This is a genomic window from Pseudomonas sp. 13B_3.2_Bac1 (assembly GCF_025466205.1).
GTDB classification, from domain to species: domain Bacteria; phylum Pseudomonadota; class Gammaproteobacteria; order Pseudomonadales; family Pseudomonadaceae; genus Aquipseudomonas; species Aquipseudomonas fluorescens_H.
In genome coordinates, this window is record NZ_JANLOG010000138.1 from 17929 (window position 1) to 43910 (window position 25982).

The following is a 25982-nucleotide window of genomic DNA, read 5'->3' on the forward strand; positions in this document are numbered from 1 at the left end:
AAGGCGATCATGCAGTCGCCACCGCACCATCAGGTTCACTCACCGCCACCAACCCCTCCTTCATCCGCTGCGCATCCCGCACAAAACACCGCGCCGCCAGAAACAGAAACACCATGGTGAAAAACAGCGCCACCGGAATCAGATACATCGCGTCATGCAGCCCGACAGCCTTGAATGCCTCGGTCATCTGCTCAGCCCCCGCCGAAATCATCGCCGACTGGGCGAAGTGATCCGACAAACCACCGACCACCACCGGCCCCAGGCCACCGCCCAGCAAATACAACCCGGCGAAGAACAACGCCATGGCCGTGGCCCGCAGGCGCGGCTCGACCACGTCCTGAATCGCCGTGTACACGCAGGTATAGAAGTTGTAGGCAAACAGCCAGCCGACGCTGAACAGCGCGACGAACACTCCGATCTCGACACGCCCGACATACAGTGCCCACACCGTGCACACCGTTGAGACGATCAGGCTGAACCCGGCAAACAGTAGGCGTCCGTTGGCAACACGCTGATGAATCTTGTCAGCGATCCAGCCACCCAGGGTCAGGCCGATCAACCCGGTGATACCGACAATCACCCCGGTCGCCACCGCCGCATCGTGCAGAGGCATCAGGAAATAGCGCTGCAGCATCGGCACCATGAACGAGTTGCAGGCATAGGTGGCGAAGTTGAAACACAACCCGGCCAGCACCAGCCAGAGGAACGTCGGCACCGCGAGCACCCGGCGAATCGGTTTGTCGACTCTCTCCTGAGACACCTGCACGGTTTCTGCCGCACCGCGTTTGGGTTCCTTGATGAAAAACATGAACACCGCAAGGATCAGCCCCGGCACTGCCGCGATAAAGAACGGTGCGCGCCAGCTGTCGAACGCCTTGACCATCGCGCCGATGGTGAAGAACGCCAGCAGCAGGCCCAGCGGCAGGCCCAGCATGAAAATGCCCATGGCCCGCGCCCGACGGTGAGCCGGGAACAGGTCGCCGATCAACGAATTGGCGGCGGGCGCATAACTGGCCTCGCCGATACCGATGCCCATGCGCACCAGCAGAAAACTCCAGAAACTGCCGACCAGACCATTGACTGCGGTCAGCGCGCTCCAGGTCGCCAGGCCCCAGCCCATCAGTTTGCTGCGCGAACCGGTATCGGCCATGCGCCCCAACGGCAGGCCGGCAATGGCATAAACCAGGGTGAACGCGGTGCCGACGATCCCCAGTTGAAAGTCGCTGAGGTGCCATTCCATGCGGATCGGCTCGATGATGATCGCCGGAATGGTGCGGTCGAAGAAATTGAACAGGTTGGCAAGGAACAACAGGAACAGAATGCGCCAGGCATTCGCCGCTTGGGTCGAGTTCTGCATGGGTCCGTCTCTTTATTGTTATAGGGCTTCACTGCCGACGCATCCGAGCCCGGAACCTGCAATCTAGACAGGCGGGCCGGGGCTGTCTGTGATCATTCGTCAAGCTGATAACGAGGCATGGCACTGTAAAGAAACGTAAGCCCTTGATAAGTCAGCAATCCCCCATAAACCGGGGGTTTTGCGGCAAAATCCGGCTACAAAAAAATACTTTCGCGCCCCCCTTCCCAAGTCCATGGCGAAGCCTAGAATAGCCGCCGGATCCGTCCGGATTCGCCGATCAACCCCTTTGATGCCCTCCCCATGTCCGAAGTCAGTCCGTGTCTGAATTGCGGTGCCTGCTGTTCCCATTTTCGCGTGTCTTTTTTCTGGGGTGAATGCGCCTCCTCCGGCGGCACAGTGCCCGATGAACTGGTCACGCAGATCAGCCCCAGTCGGGTGGCGATGAACGGCACCGACTGCAAATCGCCGCGTTGCACGGCGTTGGTCGGCGAGGTAGGCAGCCAAGTGCAGTGCTCGATTTACGAACAACGCTCCAGTCCCTGCCGCGAATTCGATGCTTCCTGGGAAAACGGCGAACAGAATGTCGATTGCGACAAGGCGCGCGCCCGCTTCGGCTTGCCGCCTCTCGAACCGGAATGGAATCAGATCCCTTACGAGCAAAGCGCCTGAGATTTAGCGCCAATCGCTATAAAGCTCATGCCGAAATCGTTGGCGCCAATGTGCCACTATCGCTTGCATGGCAAAAACCGCCTCTATACTCCAGTCATTCGCCTGCGTTGAAGACGCAGTAGGGACGACTTCAGAGACGGGGCATGCTATGGAGTGGCTTGGTTTGCAGTTTGTTACCGAGCTGCCGGAGAGCGGGCAGGTCATTCTCGATTGCACACACAATCCCTTGCTGGTGCTGGTGGCCTATCTGGTCGCCTGCGCCGCGAGTTTTGCCACCCTCGACATGGCCGAACGCGTCGGTCACGCCGAAGACCCGGGCTCGCAACGGGTGTGGCGCTGGATCGGCGCCTCGTGCCTGGCCGGCGGCATCTGGGCCATGCACTTCATCGCCATGCTGGCGTTCCAGGCGCCGATCGAAGTCCACTACGATCTGGCGATCACTCTGTTTTCCCTGCTGATTGCCCTGCTCGCCTCGTGGCTGGCGATGCACACCTTGAGTGATCCGCAGCCGAGCCTGGTGCACTACCTGAAAACCGCCATCGTCATCGGTCTGGGCATCGCCGGCATGCATTACGTCGGCATGGCGGCAATGCACTCGGTGGCCACCGCCTACTACCAGCCGCTGTTGTTCTGCCTGTCGATCGTGATTGCCATCGGCGCCAGCTTCGCCGCGTTGTGGGTCGCCGGTTATCTGCGTGAAGGCACTGGGCGTTTTCATCAATTACTCAAATACACCGCTGCGGTGATTCTCGGCGCAGGCATCATCAGCATGCACTTCACTGGCATGGCCGCGCTGCACCTGGTGTTGCCCGAAGGTACAGCACCGACGATGGCCGCCGACCCCAGCCATCTGCAACTGGGCCTGACGGTTGCGCTGATCATCCTGCTGATTCTCGGCAGCGCGATCAGTGCGGCCCTGGCCGACAAGAAACTGCAGAACAAGGAGCACGACCTGCGCCGGGTCAACGCCCTGCTCGGGCAGCTCGATCAGGCGCGGATGTCACTGCAGCAAGTGGCCAACTACGACGCCCTGACCAACCTGATCAATCGCCGTGGATTCAACCAGATCTTCGCCGAGAAACTCAGCCAGAAAACCAGCGAAGGCGGCATGCTCGCGGTGATGTTTCTCGACATCGACCACTTCAAGCGGATCAACGACAGCCTCGGCCATGACGCCGGTGACGCCCTGCTCAAAGTCATCGCCAATCACATCAAAGGTTCGGTGCGCAGTCATGAGGATGTGGTCGCACGTTTCGGCGGTGACGAGTTCTGCATCCTGATCGGCCTGCGTGACCGCGAAGAGGCGCGCAGCATGGCGCAGCGGATCATGCAGAAAATGAAGGAGCCGATCGAGCTGGCCGGACGGCGCATGGTGATGACCACCAGCATCGGTATCAGCCTGTTCCCCGACGACGGCACCACCTGCGAAGAACTGCTCAAGCATGCGGATCTGGCGCTGTATCAATCCAAGGGTGCCGGGCGAAACGGCCTGCATTTTTTCAGTTCCAACATGAAGACCCGCGCCAGTCTTGAACTGCAACTGGAAGAAGAGCTGCGCCACGCCCTGCGCGAAGAAAACGGGCTGATGCTCTACTACCAGCCGATCTTCGAACTGAAAACCGGGCGGGTGACCAAGCTCGAAGCGCTGATTCGCTGGCAGCACCCGGTGCATGGCCTGCTGGCGCCAGACCGTTTCATCGCGATTGCCGAAACCAACGGCCTGATCGCCGAGCTGGATAACTGGGTGCTGCGCCGGGCCTGCACCGACCTTGGCGAACTGACGCGCCACGGCTGCGACGAACTGAAAATCGCCTGGAACTGCTCGCCACTCAATCTTGCCCGGGAAGAACTCGCCGATGAAATCGAAAGTGCGCTGCGCACCGCCGGCGTCGCGCCGGAGCGGCTGGAACTGGAGGTCACCGAAAACGCCTTGATGGGCAACATCGCCAACACCCTGGTGCTGTTGCGGCAGATTCGCGCCCTCGGGGTTTCGCTGTCGATCGATGACTTCGGCACCGGTTATTCATCGCTGGCCTACCTCAAGCGCCTGCCGCTCAACACGCTGAAGATCGACCGTTCGTTCATCCTCGACATTCCCAAGGCGACCGCCGACATGGAGATCGTCCAGGCGATCATCGTCATGGCTCACACCCTGCATTTGCAGGTGGTGACCGAAGGCGTGGAAAGCCTGGAGCAGTACGAGTTTCTTGAGCGCTCAGGCTGCGATTTCATTCAGGGCTACCTGCTCAGTCGCCCGGTGCCGCTGAATGAACTACGTCCGGTACTTGAGGAAATCAATCAGCGCAAACACTCGCACGCGGTCAATCCGCTGAGTCTGGCGCGCGGTACATTTGTACCAGTGTCGCTGGATCCTTCTGCAAAAAACCCTGCGCCCCATGCAGGCGCATCAGTTGTGCGGCCAATCCGCTGATCGGCGTGGCCGAGCCTTGTTCGCGGGAGAATTTCACCGCGGTGTCGAGATCCTTGAGCAACGTGCGCACGTGCCACTTCACCGGTTCGAAACGGCTCTCGGCCATTTGCGGGGCGAGGATCTGCAATGGTTTCGAATCGGCAAAACCACCGGCCAGCGCCTCGGCGATCAGGCGCGCATCGACCCCGGCCTGCTCGGCCAGCGCCACCACTTCGGCAATCACCAGCGCGTTGCAGGCGACGATCATCTGATTGCAGGCCTTGGTGACTTGCCCGGCGCCGATGCCGCCCATGTGCGTGACGCGCTGACCGAGGCTGAGCAGTACCGGGCGCACCCGCTCCAGATCCGCCGCCGCACCGCCGACCATGATCGCCAGACTACCGGCCTCGGCGCCGACCACGCCGCCGGACACCGGTGAGTCGAGCCAGGCCATCCCGGTTTGGTCTGCCAACTCGGCGGCCATCTCGCGGGTAGCGGTCGGTTCGAGGCTGGAAAAGTCCACCAGCAACTGGCCGTTTTTCGCGCCTTCAGCGACACCGGCGGGGCCAAACACCACCTCGCGCACCACCGCCGTATCAGCCAGACAGAGCATCACCACGTCGGCGTGTTCGCACAGTTCTGCGGGGCTCGCCACCTGCCGGGCGCCGGCCTCGACCAGTGGCGCGCACTTGGCCGGGTTGCGGTTCCACACGGTCAGCGGATAACCCGCGGCCAGCAGACGACGGCACATCGGCAAGCCCATCAGGCCGATTCCGGCAAAACCCAACGAAGGTAGCGTTGACATCATTTCGCCTCTTTTCGATTAAAGATCACTGAATAATGGCCGATTCATGAACGATCAGGAAAGGATTCCCCCGCGCGACGATCAGGCCAAGCCCCTGACGCCCGGGCCAAATACGCGCAGTCAAAGACGCGAGATCCTCTTTCCGTGAGGCTCGATGACATCGGTCGCCGAGCCAACCCTGTCCAGGTATATGGCGCACAATGACTTCTAAAAACAATCCGGCCACTGCGGTATCCGATCTGACCCTGAGCCCTGCGGCGAACAGCCCGGCTCCGATGAAGCCATTGCCTCCTTCGCGCCCGCTGGGCACTCACCAATACCTGTACTACACCGAAACCAACACCGACCGCATCCTCGACAACCTCGACGGTCTGCGTGACCTGGTGTTCCCGCGCCCGCCGCACCTGGAAGGCGACAACGAACAGCACAACGACCAGGAATTCCCCTCGGTGTGCCTGATCGGCCTCGGTCGCTGCGGCTCGAACATCGCCCTCGACGTCGCGGAGCTGGTGTACAACGCGCGCAAGTTCTACCTCAACGAATTCAACAACGAAGACCGTGCGGCGGATCGGCGTCTGGCCGACAAGGGCTACAGTCCGGCGCAGTGGATCAAGCACAACCTGCGGATCGGCCCGAACAAATCGAGCAAACCGGTGTTCCTCGTCGAACCGCTGGTGATGCTCGGTGACCTCGACAAGGATATCGCCGGGCGCATCCGCTTCTCGCGCAAGGGCGAGAAAAGCGGCTTCCTGCGCGACTACAGCAAAATGAAGATCATGGACTTGTCCGAAGTCCACGCCGGTGGCGCCGGTAACGCGCCGATCCTCGGCCAGTATCTGGCGAAGATCATCCTCAACAAGGATACCCAGCGTTTCTCCAGCCCTGACTGGAAAATGATCCACTCGTACCTGATCGACAGCTGCGGCATCAAGGCTAACCAGTCGCGCCTGTACTTCTCGATCTTCAGTGCCGGCGGCGGTACCGGTTCGGGCATGGCCTCGGAGTTCGGTCTGGCCCAGCAGCACTCGTACATGAACAAGACGTTCGACACCAAGCCGATGGATGAGCACGACGGCAAGAGCGGGCATTCGTTCGTGTTCGAGCCGATCTTCACCAGCGGCATCTGCGTGCTGCCGAACATTTCCGACCACCGCAGTGAAATGTCCGAGGCGCTGCACATCAACGCCGGCCGCCTGCTGTGCAAATACCTGTCGGAAGAATGGGATTTCTCCTACAACTTCGCCAATGAAGACAGCAGCGAAGCCAGCGTCATGGGCCGTATCCGCCCATGGAACGCGATGATGCTGATCTCCAATGACATCATGCGTTACGCCGAAGAAAGCGATGACGGCAACATCCAGAACATTGATGTCAATGCGATGGAGAAGCACGCCAACCAGTACATCTCGCAGCAAATCTTCAACATTCTGACGGCGCAGGCGGTGACCACCGACTACGACCAGAACTACTTCCGTCGCGCCGGCATCGACATTGGCGAAACCATTCGCCTGGACGCCAACGACCTGTTCATGAGTCTGGCCGGCCCGGTGGCGATTGCCTACGCCGAATCGGTGGTGCCGGAAACCCCGCCGCCGAGCAGCGACAAGTTCAAGGTGTTCGACAAGGAGCCGCAGCGCCTGAACATCGACGACCTGTTCTTCCGCTCGATCGACCTGCCGCACTTCAACAAAGTTACCCAGGCCATCGAAGGCATCAGCCTGCTGCCGATCGAATCCAAGCGCTATCGCGCCTCGCTGGAGCAGTACAAGAATTCCGGCTACGACGCCGCCGCGCTGCACGACCTGCACTTCTTCAAGAACTGCTCGTCGGTGGTCTCGATCGTCTCGCTGCCGAAGGACTACAAGCTGTCGTACATGGACCTGAACCGGTTGAAGACCCACCTCAACAGCCTGTTCCCCAACACCACGCTCAAGCGCTATGCGCTGGTGATCGGTGCCTCGGCCAACCTGTCGCTGACCACCCTGATCGCCAAGAGCCCGTGCCTGTCGGACGACTTCCTGACCCTGATCGTGGCGTTCATCAAGCGCTGCTTCGCCAAGACCCCGTACCGTTTCGACGAGACCCTGGACAACTCGATCCTCGACTTCATCATCAATGAAGACTTCGACGAAGACCGTATCGACGATCTGCTCAACGAGTTCGAAAACCCGGCAAAGATCCTCGACACCAACTGGTACGCGATCAAGCCGATGTACGAGAAGAAGTACCGCGAGCTGATCAACGACAAGGACAAGTTTGTCTCGATCAACGACATTCGCCTGTCGCGTGATTGCGTGAAGAAAGCGATCAAGTACCTGCGCGAGATCTACCGTCACCGGATCGGCAAGACCAAGGTTATTTCCCTGAATAACCATACCGGGAAGACTTACTCGGTCTGATCCAAGATCGAGTCGCCCCAATTCGCGAGCAAGCTCGCTCCCACATTTGAAATGCGTTCCCCTGTGGGAGCGAGCTTGCTCGCGAAGGGGTCGGCACATTCACTGCAGATTGCAGCCCTTCCAACATCCAGAAACAATTAAGCAGCCCTCAGGCTGCTCAATAAACTGTTCCCGTTACGTTTACGTCACCGTGAGGCCACCCACGCTTGTGGCATTTCTCTACGGCAACGTGCCATCACGCTACTCGGCTACACACTTTCTTTTGCATGAGGCGCGCACCATCAAGGTGCGAGCGCTCAGACCTGCGCCCTTTCCTGGACCAGAATCCACGGCCGTACCACCACCGCCCACATCTTGGGATCACGCTCGAAAATATCCAGCGCCCGCGTTTCAGACAGCTTGGCGAGTTTGTCTTCGGCCAGCCAGGTGGCGACTTTCTCGCCATCGTCCGATGCCACGGCCTCGGCGGCAGCGATCAAATCAAGCGCCGGGTCGACCCACAATAGGGCACCCTTGGCGAAGAACGGCTCCAGCTCTTTCCAGGTAATAGATGCGGTTTCACCAAGCAGCTTGGCATAGAGGGTGCTAGGTTCTTGATTCATGGGACTGTCCGGAAAAGAAATCGACGCGAATGATAACGTGGGTGGTCCGGCAGAAAAACCCGGTTGCAAATGGCTTCACCGAACGAAAAGAGCAGGAACGCCAAGGAATGCTGCTGTTTGGGGCATAAGCCCCAGGAAAGCCCCGCCGCAATTCTGTCTTTTTCATTCAAAAATGCGACACCCACAAGTTTTGCCCCCTGGCGCCAGCTTCCCAGGCTAACAACCGGCGCTCTACACTGTACCGGTACAGTTGCCGGGGGCATTTCCGGAGGGTATCGCAAAGATATCTGACCCGGTTCTGCTGCTACGGCGCCAGAACTCAAAAAAATTACAACAGTAAGAGTGGAGCACTATGACTAAGGCTACTAAGCAGATTTCCAAACTGTTTGCCGCTATGGTTCTGGCCGGGGTTGCCAGCCATTCGTTCGCCGCTGACACCATCAAGATCGGTATCGCCGGCCCTAAGACCGGTCCTGTAGCCCAATACGGCGACATGCAGTTCAGTGGCGCGAAAATGGCCATCGAGCAGATCAACGCCAAGGGCGGCGTCGACGGCAAGAAACTCGAAGCCGTTGAATACGACGATGCCTGCGATCCGAAACAAGCCGTAGCGATCGCGAACAAGGTCGTCAACGACGGCGTCAAGTTCGTGGTCGGTCACCTGTGCTCCAGCTCCACTCAGCCTGCTTCGGACATCTACGAAGACGAAGGCATCGTGATGATCACCCCGGCTGCCACCAGCCCGGACATCACTGCCCGTGGTTACAAAATGATCTTCCGCACCATCGGTCTGGACAGCGCCCAGGGCCCTGCCGCCGGTAACTACATTGCCAAGTACGTCAAACCGAAAGTCGTCGCTGTACTGCACGACAAGCAGCAATACGGTGAAGGCATCGCCACCGCGGTTAAACAGACGCTGGAAAAAGACGGCGTGAAAGTCGCGGTATTCGAAGGCATCAACGCCGGCGACAAGGACTTCTCCTCGATCATCGCCAAACTCAAGCAAGCCAACGTCGACTTCGTCTACTACGGCGGCTACCACCCGGAACTGGGTCTGATCCTGCGTCAGTCCGAGGAAAAAGGCCTGAAAGCCAAGTTCATGGGTCCGGAAGGCGTGGGTAACGACTCCATTTCGCAGATCGCCAAAGACGCCTCCGAAGGCCTGCTGGTGACCCTGCCGAAATCCTTCGACCAGGATCCGGCCAACGTTGCCCTGGCTGATGCCTTCAAGGCGAAGAAAGAAGATCCGAGCGGCCCGTTCGTGTTCCCTTCCTACTCGGCGGTTGAAGTGATTGCCGGCGGTATCACCGCAGCCAAATCCGAAGACCCGGCCAAAGTGGCCGCAGCCATTCACGCAGGCTCCTTCAAGACCCCTACCGGCGACCTGAGCTTCGACGCCAAGGGCGACCTGAAGGACTTCAAATTTGTGGTTTACGAGTGGCACTTCGGCAAACCGAAAACTGAAGTTTCGCCTCAGTAAGGCGCGCCCTGACTGACTGCCAATAAAGCCCACGGCGTGCCGTGGGCTTTGTTTTACGAATGTATGGGCCGCGCTGGCGTGATCCGCCAGTCTCCCCACCTGAAAATCTCAAAACCGTCATCAGCGGTTCGCTGGCAAAACCCGGATTCGAAGTGGATAAAGATCCACGGGGCCGGGCGGGAAAATGACTCCACCAGTGAAATGCGTATCAGGTTTTTAGGAGCGCTGTAATGCCTGACATCTATCACTTCTTCCAACAGCTGGTTAATGGCCTGACCATTGGCAGCACGTATGCCCTGATTGCCATCGGCTATACGATGGTTTACGGCATCATTGGAATGATCAACTTCGCCCACGGCGAGGTGTACATGATCGGCTCCTACGTGGCGTTCATCGCCATTGCCGGGCTGGCCATGATGGGAATCGACAACGTCCCGCTGTTGATGACCGCCGCGTTCATCGCGAGCATCGTCGTCACCAGTTCCTACGGTTACAGCATCGAACGGATCGCCTACCGCCCCCTGCGCGGCAGCAACCGTCTGATCCCGCTGATTTCCGCGATCGGTATGTCGATCTTCCTGCAGAACACGGTTCTGCTCGCGCAAGACTCCAAGGACAAATCCATCCCCAACCTGATCCCCGGCAACATCTCCATCGGGCCAGGTGGCGCACATGAAGTGCTGATTTCCTACATGCAAATCGTGGTGTTCGTGGTGACCCTGGTCGCCATGCTCGGCCTCACGCTGTTCATCTCCCGCTCTCGCCTGGGTCGCGCCTGCCGTGCCTGCGCCGAAGACATCAAGATGGCCAACCTGCTGGGCATCAACACCAACAACATCATCGCCCTGACCTTCGTCATCGGTGCTGCGCTGGCAGCCGTCGCTGCTGTGCTGCTGAGCATGCAGTATGGCGTGATCAACCCGAACGCCGGTTTCCTCGTCGGCCTCAAGGCCTTCACCGCTGCGGTACTCGGCGGGATCGGTAGCATCCCCGGCGCGATGCTCGGCGGGCTGGTGCTCGGGGTGGCGGAAGCCTTTGGCGCCGATATCTTCGGCGACCAGTACAAGGACGTCGTGGCTTTCGGCTTGTTGGTTCTGGTGCTGTTGTTCCGTCCGACCGGCATTCTGGGCCGTCCGGAGGTTGAGAAAGTATGACTAGGAATCTTAAACAGGCACTGTTCAGTGCCTTGCTGGTGTGGGCCGTGGCCTACCCGGTACTCGGTCTGAAACTGACCATCGTCGGCATCAACCTCGAAGTGCATGGCACCAGCCCGGCCATTCTGGCGACCATCGCCGTGTGCTCGGTGCTGATGTTCCTGCGCGTGCTGTTCAACCAGCAGATCAGCAAGGCGTGGAAATCCTCGCCGGGCCTGCCGTTGATCCCGGCCAAGGCCAGCAACTTCCTGACCCTGCCGACCACCCAACGCTACATCATCATTGCGCTGATCCTCGGTGCACTGGTGTGGCCGTTCTTCGGCTCCCGTGGCGCGGTGGACATTGCGACGCTGATCCTGATCTACGTGATGCTCGGCCTCGGTCTGAACATCGTCGTCGGTCTGGCCGGTCTGCTCGACCTCGGTTACGTCGGTTTCTACGCCGTCGGCGCCTACAGCTACGCGCTGCTGTCGCACTACTACGGCCTGAGCTTCTGGATCTGCCTGCCGATTGCCGGTCTGATGGCGGCGACGTTCGGCTTCCTGCTGGGCTTCCCGGTGCTGCGTCTGCGCGGTGACTATCTGGCGATCGTGACCCTGGGTTTCGGCGAAATCATTCGTCTGTTCCTGCGTAACCTGACCGATATCACTGGCGGTCCGAACGGCATCAGCAACATCGAGAAACCGACGTTCTTCGGTCTGACCTTCGAACGTAAAGCGGCGGAAGGCATGCAAACCTTCCACGAATATTTCGGCCTCGAATACAACTCGATCAACAAGGTGATCTTCCTCTACCTGGTGGCCCTGGTGCTGGCACTGGCGGCGCTGTTCATCATCAACCGCTTGCTGCGCATGCCGATCGGCCGCGCGTGGGAAGCGCTGCGTGAAGACGAAATCGCCTGCCGTGCCTTGGGCCTGAATCCGACGATCATCAAGCTGTCGGCGTTCACCCTGGGGGCAAGCTTCGCCGGTTTCGCCGGGAGCTTCTTCGCTGCCCGTCAGGGTCTGGTCACACCGGAGTCGTTCACCTTCATCGAGTCGGCGATCATCCTCGCCATCGTCGTGCTGGGTGGCATGGGCTCGCAACTGGGCGTGATTCTCGCGGCCGTGGTGATGATCCTGTTGCCGGAAATGATGCGTGAGTTCAGCGAATACCGGATGTTGATGTTCGGTGCGCTGATGGTGTTGATGATGATCTGGCGTCCACAAGGTCTGCTGCCGATGCAACGCCCACACATGGAGTTGCGAAAATGAGCCGCGAGATCCTTAAAGTCGAAAACCTGAGCATGCGCTTCGGCGGCTTGCTGGCGGTCAATGGCGTGGCCCTGACCGTCAAGGAAAAACAAGTGGTGGCGCTGATCGGGCCGAACGGCGCGGGCAAGACTACCGTGTTCAACTGCCTGACCGGTTTCTACCAGCCATCGGGTGGCAGCATCCTGCTGGACGGCGAGCCGATCCAGGGCCTGCCGGGGCACAAGATCGCCCTCAAGGGCGTGGTTCGCACCTTCCAGAACGTGCGTTTGTTCAAGGACATGACGGCGGTCGAGAACCTGTTGATCGCCCAGCACCGTCACCTGAACACCAACTTCCTGGCCGGCTTGTTCAAGACCCCGGCGTTCCGCAAGAGCGAGCGCGAGGCCATGGAATATGCCGAGTACTGGCTGGAAAAGGTCAACCTGAAAGAGTTCGCCAACCGTACCGCCGGCACCCTGGCCTATGGTCAGCAACGACGTCTGGAAATCGCCCGCTGCATGATGACCCGCCCACGGATCCTCATGCTCGACGAACCGGCCGCCGGCCTGAACCCGAAGGAAACCGAAGACCTCAAGGCGCTGATCAGCGTGCTGCGTGAAGAGCACAACGTGACCGTGCTGTTGATCGAACACGACATGAAACTGGTCATGAGCATTTCCGACCACATCGTCGTGATCAACCAGGGCACGCCTCTGGCCGACGGCACGCCGGATCAGATCCGCGACAATCCTGAAGTGATCAAAGCCTACCTGGGGGAAGCGTAAATGCTGCAGTTCGAAAACGTTTCCACCTTCTACGGCAAGATCCAGGCCCTGCACAGCGTCAACGTCGAAGTCCGTCAGGGCGAGATCGTGACCCTGATCGGCGCCAACGGTGCCGGCAAGTCCACGCTGCTGATGACGCTTTGCGGTTCACCGCAGGCGCACAGCGGCAGCATCCGCTACATGGGTGAGGAACTGGTCGGCCAGGACTCGTCGCAGATCATGCGCAAGAGCATCGCCGTAGTGCCGGAAGGTCGTCGGGTGTTCGCCCGTCTGACCGTCGAAGAAAACCTGTCGATGGGCGGTTTCTTCACCGACAAGGGCGACTATCAGGAGCAGATGGACAAGGTCCTCGGCCTGTTCCCGCGCCTGAAAGAACGCTTCAACCAGCGCGGCGGCACCATGTCCGGTGGCGAACAGCAGATGCTTGCCATCGGCCGTGCGCTGATGAGCAAGCCGAAACTGCTGCTGCTCGACGAGCCGTCGCTGGGCCTGGCACCGATCATCATCCAGCAGATCTTCGACATCATCGAACAACTGCGCAAGGACGGTGTAACGGTGTTCCTGGTCGAACAGAACGCCAACCAGGCGCTGAAAATCGCCGACCGTGCGTACGTTCTGGAGAACGGCCGCGTGGTGATGCAAGGCACCGGTGAAGCCCTGTTGACCGACCCGAAAGTGCGCGAGGCGTACCTCGGCGGTTGAGGCTTTTCACTGAACAGAAAAACGGCCTTCGGGCCGTTTTTTGTGCCTGGCAGATAGTTTGAATCCAACACAGATCCCCTGTGGGAGCGGGCTTGCTCGCGAAAGCGATTTTACATTCAGCCTATGTGCTGACTGATCCATCGCATTCGCGAGCAAGCCCGCTCCCACACAATCAAAAGCCGTCAGTACGGATTGCAGTGTTGGGCTACAGCGGTGGCCTGATCGACATAAGGCCGTGCCGGCTCAAGGTTCCACTCAGGCTTGTTCCTCACAGGCTTGCCTTCGTAGGTAGCTGCCAGATGGCAAACCATCTGCCGCCGCAATGACCCGCCATTGACGCTGTATTCGCGCCACTGCGGATCGTCCTTGTGCTTGTTGTACAGCTCGGCAAACATCCGGTCGGTCTGGTCATCCTTGATCGCCCGGCCGCATGCGGTCGGTACCACCGCGAGCGACCAGGTGTTCGGCCCCAGTTTCGGGTCGGGACGTTGTACCCAAGTGCTGGACTCGATGTACTTGTCGCAGAATTTTGGCGCGGTCGGCGTCGAGGTCTGAATGCACGAGAATGTGGCCTTGGCGACCGGGGTTTTCGGGAAGTCGATCTTGATGATGTTGCGATCCTTGCCGGTCTTGGCCTTGTAATCCTTTTGATTGGCCAAGGCATCATTCAAGCCGCGCTGATCGCTGTAGAAAAACGCCAGAATCGGCAGTTCATCGGTTTTCGGGTTGCCCAGGCGCAGCTCGGTCTGGGTCTGAAATTCGCGGCTGTTGATGACCTTGCGCGCGCCCATGAAATTGCGAAAGGCGTCGACCCGCTCCTTGCTGCTCATCGGATTGCGCATGTTGAAGCCGCACTGCAACTGGTCCTGCTGGCGGTTGTTGTTGAATTGGGTGAAGTGCGCCACCCAGGCACTCGGACTCGTGATAGGTGGCTTCATGGCCTGGCAGACTGCCTCGGTCGGGGCGGTGTTCTTGTTGTCGCCACAGCCACGGTCGTTGCGAAAGTCGGTCCAGGCATCGTTGGGAAACGCGCAGTAGACGTGCACTGGCGTCTCGGGGTCTTTCACCAGATCCCGGGGCGTAATCAGGTAGCCGTTTTGTGTGCTCATGCCAGGGTCTTCATAACTGATGCCGTCGGCCCGCATGAACGAGGCAGCAAACGTACCCAGCTCCACGGCTTTCGGGCTGGGATTCCACACGTCCCACTTTTGCCCTTTGGCCGGATCGGCGCGGTGCGTGCCGCGAACCAGCAGCCCTGAGCAGTCCGACGCGGGATCCTGCCCGCAACTGTCGACGGTGTTGTTGTAGAGCTTTTCAACCTTCCTCAGCGTCTCGTCACATGACTCGGCGCTGGCCCATGCCGCATGCACCAACAGCGGCAACACGAGCAACGGGGCGATCCTGTTCAGACGTTTCTTCATGGCTAGCATCTCCTTGATTAGCCAACACACTCAACGCGGAACCGGGTTGCAACCCGCGGCGCGAGTCTCGCTGTCCGACAACGCCGGCCTGAACGGTTCCAGATTCCATGGCGTCTTGTTGCGGTAATTGACCAGCACGCAGCGCAGTTGCTGACGCATGCTGCCAGCGGACTTTTCGTTGTCGCGCCAGTTGCTGTCCGGCCCCTTGAGGGCGAACAACTGATCGTACAGAGCGCCGACTTGCTCACCGGGCAAGGCGCGCCCCGCCGCGGTGGGCACGATGCTCAGGCTCCATTCATCCTTGCGGGTGCCGGGGTCGTAACGTTTGATCCAGTCGGCGGAGGCGATGTATTGCGGCACCGGGGCGCCACCCACCACCATTTCGTCGATCGCCTGATCGGCGGCGACATAGCTGAAGCGCTGCTCTGCAGGCTTGGTGAAATCCAGGCGCAGGATCGGCACGCTGTAGCCCTGAGCCTGAAGTTTTTTCTGGAAATTGCGCGCGCTGTTCAGGCCGTTCTCCGGTTTCGGCGGCGCCTGATCACCGCGGGTGGCGAAGTTCTGCGTGCTGTTGACGTTGTAGATGAAGGCATCGATGTACTTCATGTTTTCGCTGCCATCGTTGGTCGCGGTAGCGTTCTTCAACATGAACTCGTTGACCTGGGCACTGAAGGCAAAAGGATCCTTGTTGGTGGTGTTCGGCCGCGACTCGTGCACGCGGATCATCGCGTGCCAGTCGCTGGGTTTTTCCGCGTTCCACGAACATTGGCCGTACTGGATCGGCCCCTTCATCAGCCCGGTGTATTTCTGCGTCCACTGCTCGGCGGTGGTTACACCGGCCTCCGCGCAAGTGCCATAAGCCAGTGCGGCATTGCGATTGTTCATCGTGCCTTGCGCCGCGCGCGGCGGTTCGCGGCTGTCGAAGAAACCGCAGCCATACCACTTGCGCTCCGGCCCGGTGCCGCCATCGAACGCATAGATGCAGGTAAAGCCCTGCTCTTTGACCGGCAGCTTCAATGCCGCGGCATCGGTGGGCGTGCGCAGGATGAAACCGGCAGGGTGAATCAGAATGCGCGTGCTCAGATCCTTGCGGATCCACGAGTAGGACGTCGCGCCGATCTTGATCGCATAGGGGCTGTAATCCCACGGATTGAACGGCCCGTCATTGACCATGCGCAAGGTCACGCCGCTGCAGTAATACAGCCCGCGCGCAGCACCGGTATCGGGTTCCTGGCAAGCGTCCTTGAGGGTGTTGTAGTTGCTGTTGATGCGCTTGAGCGTGTCCAGCGGATCAACCTGCGTCTGGGCGCAAACCGTGCCGAACAGCAAGGGCAGCGTGCAGGCAAGCGCAAAAGATGAAGTCCTGCGCCATAACACAGCGTGGGCTGAGCGATCCTTCGTCATGAGATACCGTCCTGGTAAATCGGCCTGTGACAGAGGCCGTTGAGATGACTATAGAACAGGCGGGAATGAACACAATCCAGTGTGGGAGCGGGCTTGCTCGCGAAGGCGTAGTGTCAGACGCCATTGATGTTTGATGACACACCGCCTTCGCGAGCAAGCCCGCTCCCACAGTGGATTGCAGTGTTCGAAAATCTTTTCGAAAAAACTTTGCACTGCGCTGTAACGCATCGCCACGAGCGTTCTCTAGTGGGGTAAGCAAGCGCACTTCGCTTGTAAAACCCAAGCTCAAATCTGGAGAAACATCATGACTACCACTCGCACCCTGTCCGCCGCTGCCCTGGTTCTGGCTCTTGGTTCCGCCCTGAGCATGACTGCCGTTTCCAGCGCCAATGCCGCCGATAACAGCAACATGGAAAAATGCTTCGGCGTGGCCATGAAGGGTCACAACGATTGCGCCGCGGGCGCAGGCACCACCTGTGCCGGCACAGCGAAGATGGACTACCAGGCCAACTCGTGGAAGTTCGTGCCAAAAGGCACCTGCACCACCACCGAGAGCAAGACCTCGCCGACCGGTTTCGGTCAGATGGAAGCCTTCAAAGCCAAGTCCTGAACCATTGCCTGCCCGAGTGACGCTCATGTTGACCACCCGCGAAACTGTCCCACCGCGCACTCGGGCAGCCCTCTGCGGGCTCCCGCCCCGCGCGGGGTTGGGGCTCAAGACCGGGCACTTTGTTGAAGTGCTCGGCACCCAACCGGACATCGGTTTCTTTGAAGTCCACGCCGAAAACTACATGGTCGACGGCGGTCCGTTTCATCATTTTCTCGGGTTGATCCGCGAGCAGTATCCGCTGTCGCTGCACGGTGTCGGGCTGTCCATCGGGGCCGAAGGGTCGCTGGATGCTCAACACCTGCAACGCCTGAAAACGCTGATCGAGCGCTATCAACCGCAATCCTTTTCCGAACACCTGGCCTGGTCGAGCCACGGCCCGGTGTTCCTCAATGACCTGCTGCCACTGGCGTATGACACTCCGACCCTGAACCGCGTCTGCGCGCATATCGACCAGGTGCAGACCAGCCTCAAGCGCCCGATGCTGCTGGAAAATCCAGCGACCTATCTCGGCTTCGAACGCTCGACCATCGATGAGCCGGAGTTCATTACCGAGGTGATCCGCCGCAGCGGCTGTGGTCTGCTGCTCGACGTCAACAACGTCTACGTCTCGTGCGTCAATCATCAACGCGATCCACGGACCTACCTCGACGCGCTGCCTTTGCACGCGGTCGGCGAGATTCATCTGGCCGGGTTCGCCGAAGATGCCGACAGCCTCGGCGACCGTTTGCTGATCGACGATCACGGCGCGCCGATTGATGACGCGGTCTGGGCGTTGTACCGACTGGCGCTCGAACGAATCGGCCCGGTGGCAACCTTGATCGAACGGGACAATCAGGTTCCGGCGTTCAATGTGCTGCTGGCCGAGGCGCAGCAGGCCGAAGCATTATTGCTGCACGCCGGGAGTCAGCCATGAGCACTCAAGCCGACTTCAGCGCCGCCCTGCTCGACACTCGCCGGCCCTGCCCCGCTGGCCTGTGCAGCGTTAACGGTGCTGATCCCGCCAGCCGATTCTCGGTGTATCGCAATAACGTGCAAGGTTCGTTGATCAACGCGCTGGCCGACAGTTATCCGGTGGTGCAGCAGTTGGTCGGCGAGGAATTTTTCCGTGGCATGGCCAGCATTTTCATCCAGCAGCAGCCGCCGCGCAGTCCGTTGATGAGCCGTTACGGCGACGGTCTGGCGGACTTCATTGGCGCCTTCGAACCGGCGGCCGGCGTCCCTTATCTGGCCGACGTCGCACGGCTCGAACGCCTGCGCACCCGCGCCTATCACGCCGCCGATGCGCTGGCGATCAATGCGCAACAGATCAGCGCCGCTTTGGCCGATCCGCACACACTGGCCGAACTGACCATCGCCCTGCATCCCTCGCTGCACCTGCTCGATTCGGCCTACGCGGTGGTTTCGATCTGGGCGGCGCATCAAGGAGACGCGACGCTGGCGGGCATCGACGTCCATCAAGGCCAACACGCACTGGTGCTGCGCAACGCACTCGAGGTCGAGGTCGAGGTCTTTGCCCTCGATCACGGCGCCAGCGTGTTTATCCGCCACCTGCTCAACCACCAACCGCTGCTGCAAGCTGCGCAAAACAGCCCACCCTTCGATCTGCCGCAGATCCTTGCCCTGCTGATCGGCCACAACGCCATCACCGACCTGAACAACAAGGTATCGCCATGAACAACCTCATCACTCGTGCCATCGGGCTCATGGAAAAAATCCCCCACAGCCTGATCGCCTTCATCGCGCGGTTTTCGATTGCCGCGGTGTTCTGGAAGTCGGGGCAGACCAAGGTCGAGGGGCTGGCCATCGATTTGATCGACGGCACCTTGCAACTCGGCTGGCCACATTTGGCGGACTCGACGATTCCGTTGTTTCAGAGCGAATACCACGTGCCGCTGCTGTCACCGGAAATCGCCGCGCACATGTCGGCGTTCGCCGAGCACTTCTTTCCGGTGCTGATATTGATCGGCTTCGCCACGAGATTTTCAGCGCTGGCGCTGCTGGGCATGACGCTGGTGATCGAGGTGTTCGTCTATCCCGATGCCTACCCGACCCACGGCACCTGGGCGGCGGTGTTGCTGTACCTGATGGCGACCGGGCCGGGGAGATTGTCGATCGATCACCTGATCGCACGACGTTTTGCCAGCTAACCACAAACTGTAGGAGTGAGCCTGCTCGCGATAGCGGTAATCCAGCCAACATTTCTGTTGGATTTGCTTACGCAATCGCGAGCAGGCTCACTCCTTCAGGAAATGAGTTAGTGCTGAAGGCGATCCAGCGCCTCGCCGCTGCGCTTGAACCAGCCAATCAGATAATCCGCCAGCACTTGCGTGCGCTTGGGCAAACCGCCCTGATAAGGATGCACCAGATACATCGGCATCCGGCGCGTCTGAAAGTCGCGCAGCAGCCAGCGCAACCGACCATCAGCCAATTCCGTTTGCAGCAGATACGACGGCAAACGGGCGATGCCAGCGCCGGCCAGTGCGGCTTTCTTCAGCAGGTTGTAATGGTTGCTGGCGAACGGCCCCGACACCCGCACCCGCAGCAATTCGTGCTGTTGGTGATACAGCCATTCCTCGCGACCACTGTAGTGACTGTTGAGCAGGCAACGGTGCTCGACCAGCTCCTGCGGGCTCAGAGGTTCGCCGAACTGCTCAAGATACGCCGGGCTGGCACAGGTCATTTCCTGCCACGCCAGCAGTGGCCTGGCCACCAGCCGTTCGTCATTGGCCACTTCGCTGCGGATAGCCAGATCAAACCCATCCCGGGACAGGTCGCGATAGCTGTTGTTCAGCTCCAGCTCGATCTGCACCTCGGGGTATTTCTGCGAGAACTCCAGCAGCAGGCCATCGAAAAACGTTTCCCCCAGCGACACCGGTACCGTCATCCGCACCGGCCCGGCCATGTCGTCCTTCAAGCGCGCCAATGCCTGACGCGCGCGCTCCACCTGAACGACCAGCGCTTGCGCCTGCGGCAGCAAAGCGGCGCCGGCGGCAGTCAGGCTCAGACGGCGCGTCGTGCGTTGCAGCAACACCACGGAAAACTGTGCTTCCAGCTGACTGATGCGTTTGGACAACTGGCCCTTGCTGCAACCCAGTTGCTGCGCCGCCAGGGTAAAACTGCCGGCCTCGATCAACACCGCAAACGCCGCCAGATCATCCATCTCGCTCATGGATTGTTTCCATTTGAAAACCAAAGGTTGCCTATTAGTGCGCTTATCCGCAGAAAAAACCACTCTAGACTGAAACCTCATTCAACCCATTGAGGAACAGCCCATGAAGATTCTGTTGATCGGTGCCGCCGGCACCATTGGTTCGGCCGTGGATAAAGAGCTGAGCCAGCGTCACGAAGTCATTCGTATCGGTCGCAACAGCGGCGATTTCCAGGTAGACATCAGCGACAGCGCGTCGATTCGCAAGCTGTTCGAGCAGACCGGCAAGTTCGACTCGCTGGTCTGCGCCGCCGGCAACGTGACCTTCGCCCCACTGGGCGAGATGAACGCCGACAGCTTCGCCCTGGGCCTGAAAGACAAGCTGATGGGCCAGGTCAACCTGCTGCTGATCGGCCGCGAATATGCCAACGACGGCGCCTCGTTCACCTTCACCACCGGCGTGCTCAGCCACGACCCGATCCGCTCCGGCGCCTCGGCAGCATTGGTCAACGGCGCCCTGGACAGTTTCGTCAAAGCCGCCGCCATCGAATTGCCGCGTGGCTTGCGCGTCAACTCGATCAGCCCGACCGTGCTGCTGGAAGCCATGGGCAGCTACGCCCCGTACTTCCGTGGCTACAAGCCGGTTCCGGCAGCCGATGTGGCATTGGCCTACGCCAAAAGTGTCGAAGGCCTGCAAACCGGTCAGACCTTTCACGTGGGCTAAACCCTTGTGATCAACGGTCAGCCTGCGTAACGTGGCGGCACTTGTCTGGAGAGCCGAAGATGCGTGTTGCCCGTTCGTTGATCGTTGTTGCCCTGCTGCCGTTGTTCGCCGCCTGCCAATTGCTCGATGGCCCGCGTGAAAGTGCATCCCACGTCGGGCAGTCCCGGATGCAGGGGCAACTGACGGCGGCCGACGGCAAACTGGTGTTCCAGCCCTGTGGCGAACAGCGTCAGTACGTGGTCAACGACATCGGCGGCACCAGCGTGCTGCAAGAGGCCGCGACCCTCGCCGATCAGCAGGGCAAGCTGTTTGCCGATGTGCGCGGGAAGATCGCCGGCGACCGGCTCGACCTTGGCCAGTTGTATCGCGTCGAGCGCTCCGGCACCGCGTGCGATGACCCGAATTTCAAACTGTTGATCCTGCGTGCCGCCGGCCACGGTCCCGAGTGGAACGTCAAAGTCAGCGGCAAGGGCATGGTCATCGATCGTGAAGGCCAGCCGGCACTGGCCGTGCCTTATGTCGAAGAGCAACTGGGCGACGGTCGCTTCAACCTCAGCAGCGAAGCCAACAACCAGCGCATCGAGTTGTGGGTCGCGCCGCAGCGCTGCGTCGACAGCAGCACCGGCAGCGTGCAGCACATGAGCGCCGAACTGCGCATCGACGGCAAGGTCGAGCGTGGTTGCGGGTATTTCGGCGGATCGCGTAACGACTGAGCGTTTTAGCCTCACCGGATCCGGCCTTTGCGGCTTATAATCGCGGCCTTCAAACGCACTGGCGCAGTTGTGCGCCCCGCGAATCCGGATCCTCGCCATGTTACGAATCACCGAACTCAAGCTGCCAATCGACCATCCCGAAGAAGACCTGCGTGCCGCCATCGTGCAGCGCCTGGGCATCGCCAGCGATGACTTGCTCGATTTCACCTTGTTCAAGCGCAGCTACGACGCGCGAAAAAAGTCCTCCGAACTGTGCTTCATCTACACCATCGACCTCAACGTGCGCGACGAGGCCAAGGTGCTGGGCAAGTTCGCCGACGACCGTAACGTCAACGTGGCGCCGGATGTCAGCTACAAATTCGTCGGTCAGGCGCCGAGCGACCTGAGCCAGCGCCCGATCGTGGTCGGTTTTGGCCCGTGCGGGATCTTCGCTGGCCTGTTGCTGGCCCAGATGGGCTTCAAGCCGATCATCCTCGAACGTGGCACCGAAGTCCGTCAGCGCACCAAGGACACCTGGGGCCTGTGGCGTAAAAGCGTGCTCAACCCCGAGTCCAACGTGCAGTTCGGCGAAGGCGGCGCGGGCACGTTCTCCGACGGCAAGCTGTACAGCCAGATCAAGGATCCGAAGTTTCTCGGTCGCAAAGTCCTGCACGAATTCGTCAAGGCCGGCGCGCCGGAAGAAATCCTCTACGTCAGCAAGCCGCACATTGGTACATTCCGTCTGACCGGCATGGTCGAGACCATGCGTGAAGAGATCCGCGCCCTGGGTGGCGAAGTGCGCTTCCAGGAGCGCGTCACCGATGTGCTGATCGAAGACGGCCAACTGGTCGGCGTCGAGTTGGCGAGCGGCGAAACCCTGCATTCGAAACACGTGGTTCTGGCCCTCGGCCACAGTGCCCGTGACACCTTCCGCATGCTCCACAGCCGTGGCGTGTTCATGGAAGCCAAGCCGTTCTCGGTGGGTTTCCGCATCGAACACCCGCAGTCGCTGATCGACCGTGCGCGGCTGGGCAAGTACGCCGGCCACCCGAAACTCGGTGCTGCCGACTACAAACTGGTGCACCACGCCAAGAACGGCCGTTCGGTCTACAGCTTCTGCATGTGCCCGGGCGGCACCGTAGTGGCGGCGACGTCCGAGCCGAATCGCGTGGTCACCAACGGCATGAGCCAGTACTCGCGTAACGAGCGCAACGCCAACTCCGGGATCGTCGTCGGCATCACCCCGGAAGTCGATTACCCGGGCGGCCCGCTGGCCGGTATCGAGTTGCAGGAGCGTCTGGAATCCCACGCGTTCATCCTCGGCGGCAGCGACTACAAGGCCCCGGCGCAACTGGTCGGCGACTTCATCAACGGCACCCCGTCGACCGAACTGGGCGAAGTCGAGCCGTCGTACAAACCGGGCGTGGCCCTGGGCGACCTGGCCCTGGCGCTGCCGGACTTTGCCATCGAAGCGATTCGTGAAGCGTTGCCGGCGTTCGAGAAGCAGATTCGCGGTTACTCGTTGCACGATGCGGTGTTGACCGGGATCGAGACTCGCACCTCGTCGCCGCTGCGCATCACGCGTAACGAGTCGCTGCAGAGCATGAACGTCAAAGGTCTGTTCCCGGCGGGTGAAGGCGCGGGTTATGCGGGCGGGATTCTGTCAGCGGGTGTCGATGGGATTCGCATCGCGGAAGCGGTGGCGCGGGACATTCTCGGTCTGGAAGCCTGATACCTCTGTTTTGCAGTAACAGCAATCTCCTGTGGGAGCGGGCTTGCTCGCGAATGCAGTGTGTCAGTCGACGAAGATGTTGACTGACCCGACGCATTCGCGAGCAAGCCCGCTCCCACATTGGTTTCCGCGTTTGGCTTTAGATATTGGCGCGCAGCACTGAAGTCGGCAGCGCCTCACCTTTCTCGGCACTCGCCGCCACCGCCGCTATCAACCCCTCCAGCTCATAGCCCTGCGCCTTCAGCCAGGCCTGATCGTAATAGGTGTCGGCATACCGCTCGCCACCGTCGCACAGTATCGCCACGATCGACCCCGACTCCCCCGCCGCTTTCATCTGTTGCGCCGCCATCAGTGCGCCGATCAGGTTGGTACCGCTCGACCCGCCGACATGCCGTCCCAGACGCTGTGCCAGATAATGCATGGCCGCCAGCGACAAGGCGTCCGGCACCTTGACCATCGCGTCGATCACCTTGGGCAGGAACGACGCCTCGACCCGTGGCCGGCCAATGCCTTCAATTCGCGAACCGCAATCCAGGCGCAGACTCGCGTCGCCAGTCTGGTAGTAATCGAAAAACACCGAACGCTCGGCGTCGGCGCACAACACCCGGGTGCAATGCTGGCGATAACGCACGTAACGACCCAGGGTCGCGGTGGTGCCGCCGGTGCCGGGGCTGGAAATCAGCCAGCTCGGTTCGGGGTGTTGCTCGAAACGCATCTGCTGGAAGATCGACTCGGCGATGTTGTTGTTCGCCCGCCAGTCGGTGGCCCGCTCGGCATAGGTGAACTGGTCGATGAAGTGGCCGCCATGCTCGCGGGCCAGACGTTCGGATTCGGCGTAAATCTGCGTCGGATCCTTTACCAGATGGCTCTGGCCACCGTAGAAAGCGATCTGCGCGATCTTCTCTTTCGAGGTGGTCGCCGGCATCACCGCAATGAACGGCAAACCGAGCATGCGCGCGAAATACGCCTCGGAAATCGCCGTCGAACCGCTGGACGCCTCGATCACTGGCGCGCCGGGCTTGAGCCAGCCGTTACACAACGCATACAGGAACAACGACCGCGCCAGGCGATGCTTGAGGCTGCCGGTGGGATGACTGGACTCATCCTTGAAATACAACTCGATACCCGGGAAACCCGGTAGCGGCAAGGGGATCAGATGGGTGTCGGCGCTGCGCTGGAAGTCCGCTTCGATAATGCGGATGGCTTCGCGGGCCCACTGGCGGTTGTCGCTCATGATCATGCTCTCGTTGATTCGGGCAGAAATTGCCTCGTCACTGGCTCAGCCGCCAAGCATAGGAAAAAACCTACAGGCCTCACAGATACAGCTGAGCCTCAATATATCCGCCAACTGCTAGGCTCTGTGCAAGTGGGTGTCCGACCTTTTGCCATGTAGATGGAGAGTGACCTTGCCGCTGCGCAGAACCTTTACCCGATTCTTTCAGCTGGAAGCGGCCAGCGGCTTGCTATTGATTGCCGCCGCCATCCTCGCCCTGATCATCAACAACTCACCGCTGTCATGGCTGTACACCGGTTTTCTCGACACCCCGGTGGTGACGCAGATCGGTGCGCTGAAAATCGCCAAGCCGCTGCTGCTGTGGATCAACGACGGCCTGATGGCACTGTTCTTCCTGCTGATCGGTCTGGAAGTGAAGCGCGAAGTGCTCGACGGGCAGCTGTCGAAACCGTCGCAGATCGTCCTGCCGGGCGCAGCGGCGGTCGGCGGCATGGTCGTACCGGCATTGATTTACTGGTTTCTTAACCGCGACAACCCGCCCGCCCTGAACGGCTGGGCGATTCCCACCGCCACCGACATCGCCTTCGCTCTCGGCGTACTGGCGCTGCTGGGCAAGCGTGTGCCGGTGTCGCTGAAACTGTTTCTGATGACGCTGGCGATCATCGACGACCTCGGCGCCATCGTGATCATCGCGGTCTTCTATTCCGGCGAGCTCTCGAGCCTGTCGCTGGGTCTGGCGGCGGCATGCATCGCAGCGCTGGTGGCGATGAACCGGCTCGGCGTGGTCAAGCTCGGCCCGTACATGATCATCGGTCTGATCCTGTGGGTGTGCGTGCTCAAGAGCGGGGTTCACGCGACACTGGCCGGGGTCACGCTGGCGTTCTGCATCCCGCTGCGCACGAAAAATGCCGAACCCTCGCCATTGATGACCCTCGAACACGCGCTGTATCCGTGGGTGGCGTACGGCATTCTGCCGCTGTTCGCCTTCGCCAACGCCGGGCTGTCGCTGAGTGGGGTGACCATCGAGAGCTTCACCCATCACGTCCCCATGGGGATCGCCATCGGCTTGCTGCTGGGCAAAACCGTCGGTGTGTTCGGCCTGACCTGGCTGGCGGTGAAAATCGGCATCGCCGCTCTGCCCCAAGGTGCCAATTGGGGTCAGGTACTGGGCGTGGCGATCCTCTGCGGCATCGGTTTCACCATGAGCCTGTTTGTCGGCTCGCTGGCCTTTGAACCGGGCGTGAGCGACTACGCCGGCATGGATCGGATGGGCATTCTGACCGGTTCGATTCTGGCGGCGTTGATCGGGTATGCGGTGACGGCGGCGGCGAGTCGCCATAACGCACATTCATCTGCATAGGACCTGTGAATGGGCTCGTTGTGGGGGGGGGGGGGGGGGGGGGGGGGGGGGGGGGGGGGGGG

Annotated in this window: 23 protein-coding genes; 16 read left to right on the forward strand and 7 right to left on the reverse strand. The window is 60.4% G+C overall.

What is annotated here, in order from left to right; genetic code table 11:
- Positions 1-7: 7 nt before the first annotated feature.
- The gene (locus NTD85_RS22380) at positions 8-1357 is read right to left on the reverse strand and encodes a spinster family MFS transporter (protein ID WP_103485742.1); all 1350 of its coding nucleotides are present in this window, start codon (positions 1355-1357) and stop codon (positions 8-10) included.
- Between the two features lie 300 nt (positions 1358-1657).
- On the opposite strand from NTD85_RS22380, the gene NTD85_RS22385 reads away from it, so the two are divergent.
- Together NTD85_RS22385 and NTD85_RS22390 are read left to right on the forward strand one after the other, a co-directional pair.
- A complete protein-coding gene (locus NTD85_RS22385; protein ID WP_262143244.1) occupies positions 1658-2026 on the forward strand; it encodes a YkgJ family cysteine cluster protein in 369 nt (122 codons plus the stop codon).
- A 148-nt stretch (positions 2027-2174) separates the two neighbouring features.
- Positions 2175-4457 (forward strand): putative bifunctional diguanylate cyclase/phosphodiesterase, encoded by a 2283-nt coding sequence (locus NTD85_RS22390; protein WP_262143245.1) that lies wholly within the window; start codon positions 2175-2177, stop codon positions 4455-4457.
- Here the strand turns inward: NTD85_RS22390 and NTD85_RS22395 are convergent.
- Positions 4348-5244 (reverse strand): NAD(P)-dependent oxidoreductase, encoded by an 897-nt coding sequence (locus NTD85_RS22395; RefSeq protein WP_262143246.1) that lies wholly within the window; start codon positions 5242-5244, stop codon positions 4348-4350. The two genes, NTD85_RS22390 and NTD85_RS22395, sit on opposite strands and share 110 nt — an antisense overlap.
- Before the next feature lie 197 nt (positions 5245-5441).
- On the opposite strand from NTD85_RS22395, the gene NTD85_RS22400 reads away from it, so the two are divergent.
- Positions 5442-7640, forward strand: a complete 2199-nt coding sequence (locus NTD85_RS22400; protein WP_103485739.1) for a hypothetical protein — start codon at positions 5442-5444, stop codon at positions 7638-7640.
- 296 nt (positions 7641-7936) lie between these two features.
- Here NTD85_RS22400 and NTD85_RS22405 read toward each other — a convergent pair whose 3' ends face one another.
- Entirely contained in the window at positions 7937-8242 is a 306-nt protein-coding gene (locus NTD85_RS22405) for a DUF2288 domain-containing protein (protein WP_003222387.1), read from the reverse strand.
- A 352-nt stretch (positions 8243-8594) separates the two neighbouring features.
- On the opposite strand from NTD85_RS22405, the gene NTD85_RS22410 reads away from it, so the two are divergent.
- The 5 genes from NTD85_RS22410 to NTD85_RS22430 all read left to right on the forward strand — a co-directional run bounded on the left by NTD85_RS22410 (position 8595) and on the right by NTD85_RS22430 (position 13595).
- On the forward strand, positions 8595-9722 hold the full coding sequence (locus tag NTD85_RS22410) for a branched-chain amino acid ABC transporter substrate-binding protein (RefSeq protein ID WP_003222386.1): 1128 nt from the start codon (positions 8595-8597) through the stop codon (positions 9720-9722).
- 230 nt (positions 9723-9952) lie between these two features.
- Positions 9953-10876 carry a high-affinity branched-chain amino acid ABC transporter permease LivH gene (livH, locus tag NTD85_RS22415; RefSeq protein WP_003222384.1) on the forward strand — a complete coding sequence of 308 codons (924 nt, stop codon included), beginning with the start codon at positions 9953-9955 and terminating at the stop codon, positions 10874-10876.
- Entirely contained in the window at positions 10873-12129 is a 1257-nt protein-coding gene (locus NTD85_RS22420) for a high-affinity branched-chain amino acid ABC transporter permease LivM (protein ID WP_003222382.1), read from the forward strand. The genes livH and NTD85_RS22420 overlap by 4 nt, the downstream gene beginning before the upstream one ends.
- Positions 12126-12893, forward strand: coding sequence for a high-affinity branched-chain amino acid ABC transporter ATP-binding protein LivG (gene livG / locus NTD85_RS22425; RefSeq protein ID WP_003222381.1), 768 nt, complete (start codon positions 12126-12128; stop codon positions 12891-12893). Before NTD85_RS22420 ends, livG begins: the two co-directional genes overlap by 4 nt.
- Entirely contained in the window at positions 12894-13595 is a 702-nt protein-coding gene (locus tag NTD85_RS22430; protein ID WP_003222380.1) for an ABC transporter ATP-binding protein, read from the forward strand.
- A gap of 182 nt (positions 13596-13777) precedes the next feature.
- Here the strand turns inward: NTD85_RS22430 and NTD85_RS22435 are convergent, their stop codons facing one another.
- Together NTD85_RS22435 and NTD85_RS22440 are read right to left on the reverse strand one after the other, a co-directional pair.
- On the reverse strand, positions 13778-15016 hold the full coding sequence (locus NTD85_RS22435) for a DUF2599 domain-containing protein (protein ID WP_262143247.1): 1239 nt from the start codon (positions 15014-15016) through the stop codon (positions 13778-13780).
- A 30-nt stretch (positions 15017-15046) separates the two neighbouring features.
- Entirely contained in the window at positions 15047-16420 is a 1374-nt protein-coding gene (locus tag NTD85_RS22440; RefSeq protein ID WP_226501930.1) for a DUF2599 domain-containing protein, read from the reverse strand.
- A 301-nt stretch (positions 16421-16721) separates the two neighbouring features.
- Here NTD85_RS22440 and NTD85_RS22445 point away from each other — a divergent pair, with 301 nt between their 5' ends.
- From NTD85_RS22445 to NTD85_RS22460, 4 genes are read left to right on the forward strand one after another with little or no spacing between them, the layout of a single operon-like run.
- Positions 16722-17030, forward strand: a complete 309-nt coding sequence (locus NTD85_RS22445) for a DUF2282 domain-containing protein (RefSeq protein WP_086803514.1) — start codon at positions 16722-16724, stop codon at positions 17028-17030.
- Between the two features lie 25 nt (positions 17031-17055).
- The gene (locus NTD85_RS22450; protein WP_262143248.1) at positions 17056-17943 is read left to right on the forward strand and encodes a DUF692 domain-containing protein; all 888 of its coding nucleotides are present in this window, start codon (positions 17056-17058) and stop codon (positions 17941-17943) included.
- On the forward strand, positions 17940-18704 hold the full coding sequence (locus NTD85_RS22455) for a DUF2063 domain-containing protein (RefSeq protein ID WP_262143249.1): 765 nt from the start codon (positions 17940-17942) through the stop codon (positions 18702-18704). Before NTD85_RS22450 ends, NTD85_RS22455 begins: the two co-directional genes overlap by 4 nt.
- The gene (locus tag NTD85_RS22460; RefSeq protein ID WP_262143250.1) at positions 18701-19177 is read left to right on the forward strand and encodes a DoxX family protein; all 477 of its coding nucleotides are present in this window, start codon (positions 18701-18703) and stop codon (positions 19175-19177) included. Before NTD85_RS22455 ends, NTD85_RS22460 begins: the two co-directional genes overlap by 4 nt.
- A gap of 107 nt (positions 19178-19284) precedes the next feature.
- On the opposite strand, the gene NTD85_RS22465 is transcribed toward NTD85_RS22460, so the two are convergent.
- Entirely contained in the window at positions 19285-20199 is a 915-nt protein-coding gene (locus NTD85_RS22465) for a LysR family transcriptional regulator (protein WP_103520434.1), read from the reverse strand.
- Between the two features lie 103 nt (positions 20200-20302).
- Here NTD85_RS22465 and NTD85_RS22470 point away from each other — a divergent pair, with 103 nt between their 5' ends.
- The 3 genes from NTD85_RS22470 to NTD85_RS22480 all read left to right on the forward strand — a co-directional run bounded on the left by NTD85_RS22470 (position 20303) and on the right by NTD85_RS22480 (position 23326).
- Complete coding sequence (locus tag NTD85_RS22470; protein ID WP_262143251.1) at positions 20303-20902, forward strand: short chain dehydrogenase; 600 nt, start codon at positions 20303-20305, stop codon at positions 20900-20902.
- A gap of 59 nt (positions 20903-20961) precedes the next feature.
- The gene (locus tag NTD85_RS22475) at positions 20962-21615 is read left to right on the forward strand and encodes a COG3650 family protein (RefSeq protein WP_103485731.1); all 654 of its coding nucleotides are present in this window, start codon (positions 20962-20964) and stop codon (positions 21613-21615) included.
- A gap of 97 nt (positions 21616-21712) precedes the next feature.
- Positions 21713-23326, forward strand: coding sequence for an NAD(P)/FAD-dependent oxidoreductase (locus NTD85_RS22480; RefSeq protein ID WP_135295099.1), 1614 nt, complete (start codon positions 21713-21715; stop codon positions 23324-23326).
- A 139-nt stretch (positions 23327-23465) separates the two neighbouring features.
- Here NTD85_RS22480 and NTD85_RS22485 read toward each other — a convergent pair whose 3' ends face one another.
- Positions 23466-24563: a PLP-dependent cysteine synthase family protein gene (locus tag NTD85_RS22485; protein WP_262143253.1), complete on the reverse strand. Its 1098-nt coding sequence runs from the start codon at positions 24561-24563 to the stop codon at positions 23466-23468.
- Between the two features lie 169 nt (positions 24564-24732).
- Here NTD85_RS22485 and nhaA point away from each other — a divergent pair, with 169 nt between their 5' ends.
- Positions 24733-25920 carry a Na+/H+ antiporter NhaA gene (gene nhaA, locus NTD85_RS22490; protein WP_262143252.1) on the forward strand — a complete coding sequence of 396 codons (1188 nt, stop codon included), beginning with the start codon at positions 24733-24735 and terminating at the stop codon, positions 25918-25920.
- Positions 25921-25982: the final 62 nt, after the last annotated feature.

What these genes read in the sequence shown, in the direction of transcription:
- livH (WP_003222384.1), top strand. Translation starts at nt 9,953, where the DNA reads ATGCCTGACATCTATCACTTCTTCCAACAGCTGGTTAATGGCCTGACC.
- NTD85_RS22455 (WP_262143249.1), top strand. Translation starts at nt 17,940, where the DNA reads ATGAGCACTCAAGCCGACTTCAGCGCCGCCCTGCTCGACACTCGCCGG.
- NTD85_RS22395 (WP_262143246.1), bottom strand. Translation starts at nt 5,244, where the DNA reads ATGATGTCAACGCTACCTTCGTTGGGTTTTGCCGGAATCGGCCTGATG.
- NTD85_RS22435 (WP_262143247.1), bottom strand. Translation starts at nt 15,016, where the DNA reads ATGAAGAAACGTCTGAACAGGATCGCCCCGTTGCTCGTGTTGCCGCTG.
- NTD85_RS22470 (WP_262143251.1), top strand. Translation starts at nt 20,303, where the DNA reads ATGAAGATTCTGTTGATCGGTGCCGCCGGCACCATTGGTTCGGCCGTG.
- NTD85_RS22450 (WP_262143248.1), top strand. Translation starts at nt 17,056, where the DNA reads ATGTTGACCACCCGCGAAACTGTCCCACCGCGCACTCGGGCAGCCCTC.
- NTD85_RS22390 (WP_262143245.1), top strand. Translation starts at nt 2,175, where the DNA reads ATGGAGTGGCTTGGTTTGCAGTTTGTTACCGAGCTGCCGGAGAGCGGG.
- NTD85_RS22410 (WP_003222386.1), top strand. Translation starts at nt 8,595, where the DNA reads ATGACTAAGGCTACTAAGCAGATTTCCAAACTGTTTGCCGCTATGGTT.
- NTD85_RS22380 (WP_103485742.1), bottom strand. Translation starts at nt 1,357, where the DNA reads ATGCAGAACTCGACCCAAGCGGCGAATGCCTGGCGCATTCTGTTCCTG.
- NTD85_RS22400 (WP_103485739.1), top strand. Translation starts at nt 5,442, where the DNA reads ATGACTTCTAAAAACAATCCGGCCACTGCGGTATCCGATCTGACCCTG.
- NTD85_RS22480 (WP_135295099.1), top strand. Translation starts at nt 21,713, where the DNA reads ATGTTACGAATCACCGAACTCAAGCTGCCAATCGACCATCCCGAAGAA.
- NTD85_RS22440 (WP_226501930.1), bottom strand. Translation starts at nt 16,420, where the DNA reads ATGACGAAGGATCGCTCAGCCCACGCTGTGTTATGGCGCAGGACTTCA.
- NTD85_RS22430 (WP_003222380.1), top strand. Translation starts at nt 12,894, where the DNA reads ATGCTGCAGTTCGAAAACGTTTCCACCTTCTACGGCAAGATCCAGGCC.
- NTD85_RS22460 (WP_262143250.1), top strand. Translation starts at nt 18,701, where the DNA reads ATGAACAACCTCATCACTCGTGCCATCGGGCTCATGGAAAAAATCCCC.
- NTD85_RS22405 (WP_003222387.1), bottom strand. Translation starts at nt 8,242, where the DNA reads ATGAATCAAGAACCTAGCACCCTCTATGCCAAGCTGCTTGGTGAAACC.
- livG (WP_003222381.1), top strand. Translation starts at nt 12,126, where the DNA reads ATGAGCCGCGAGATCCTTAAAGTCGAAAACCTGAGCATGCGCTTCGGC.
- NTD85_RS22475 (WP_103485731.1), top strand. Translation starts at nt 20,962, where the DNA reads ATGCGTGTTGCCCGTTCGTTGATCGTTGTTGCCCTGCTGCCGTTGTTC.
- NTD85_RS22465 (WP_103520434.1), bottom strand. Translation starts at nt 20,199, where the DNA reads ATGAGCGAGATGGATGATCTGGCGGCGTTTGCGGTGTTGATCGAGGCC.
- NTD85_RS22385 (WP_262143244.1), top strand. Translation starts at nt 1,658, where the DNA reads ATGTCCGAAGTCAGTCCGTGTCTGAATTGCGGTGCCTGCTGTTCCCAT.
- NTD85_RS22420 (WP_003222382.1), top strand. Translation starts at nt 10,873, where the DNA reads ATGACTAGGAATCTTAAACAGGCACTGTTCAGTGCCTTGCTGGTGTGG.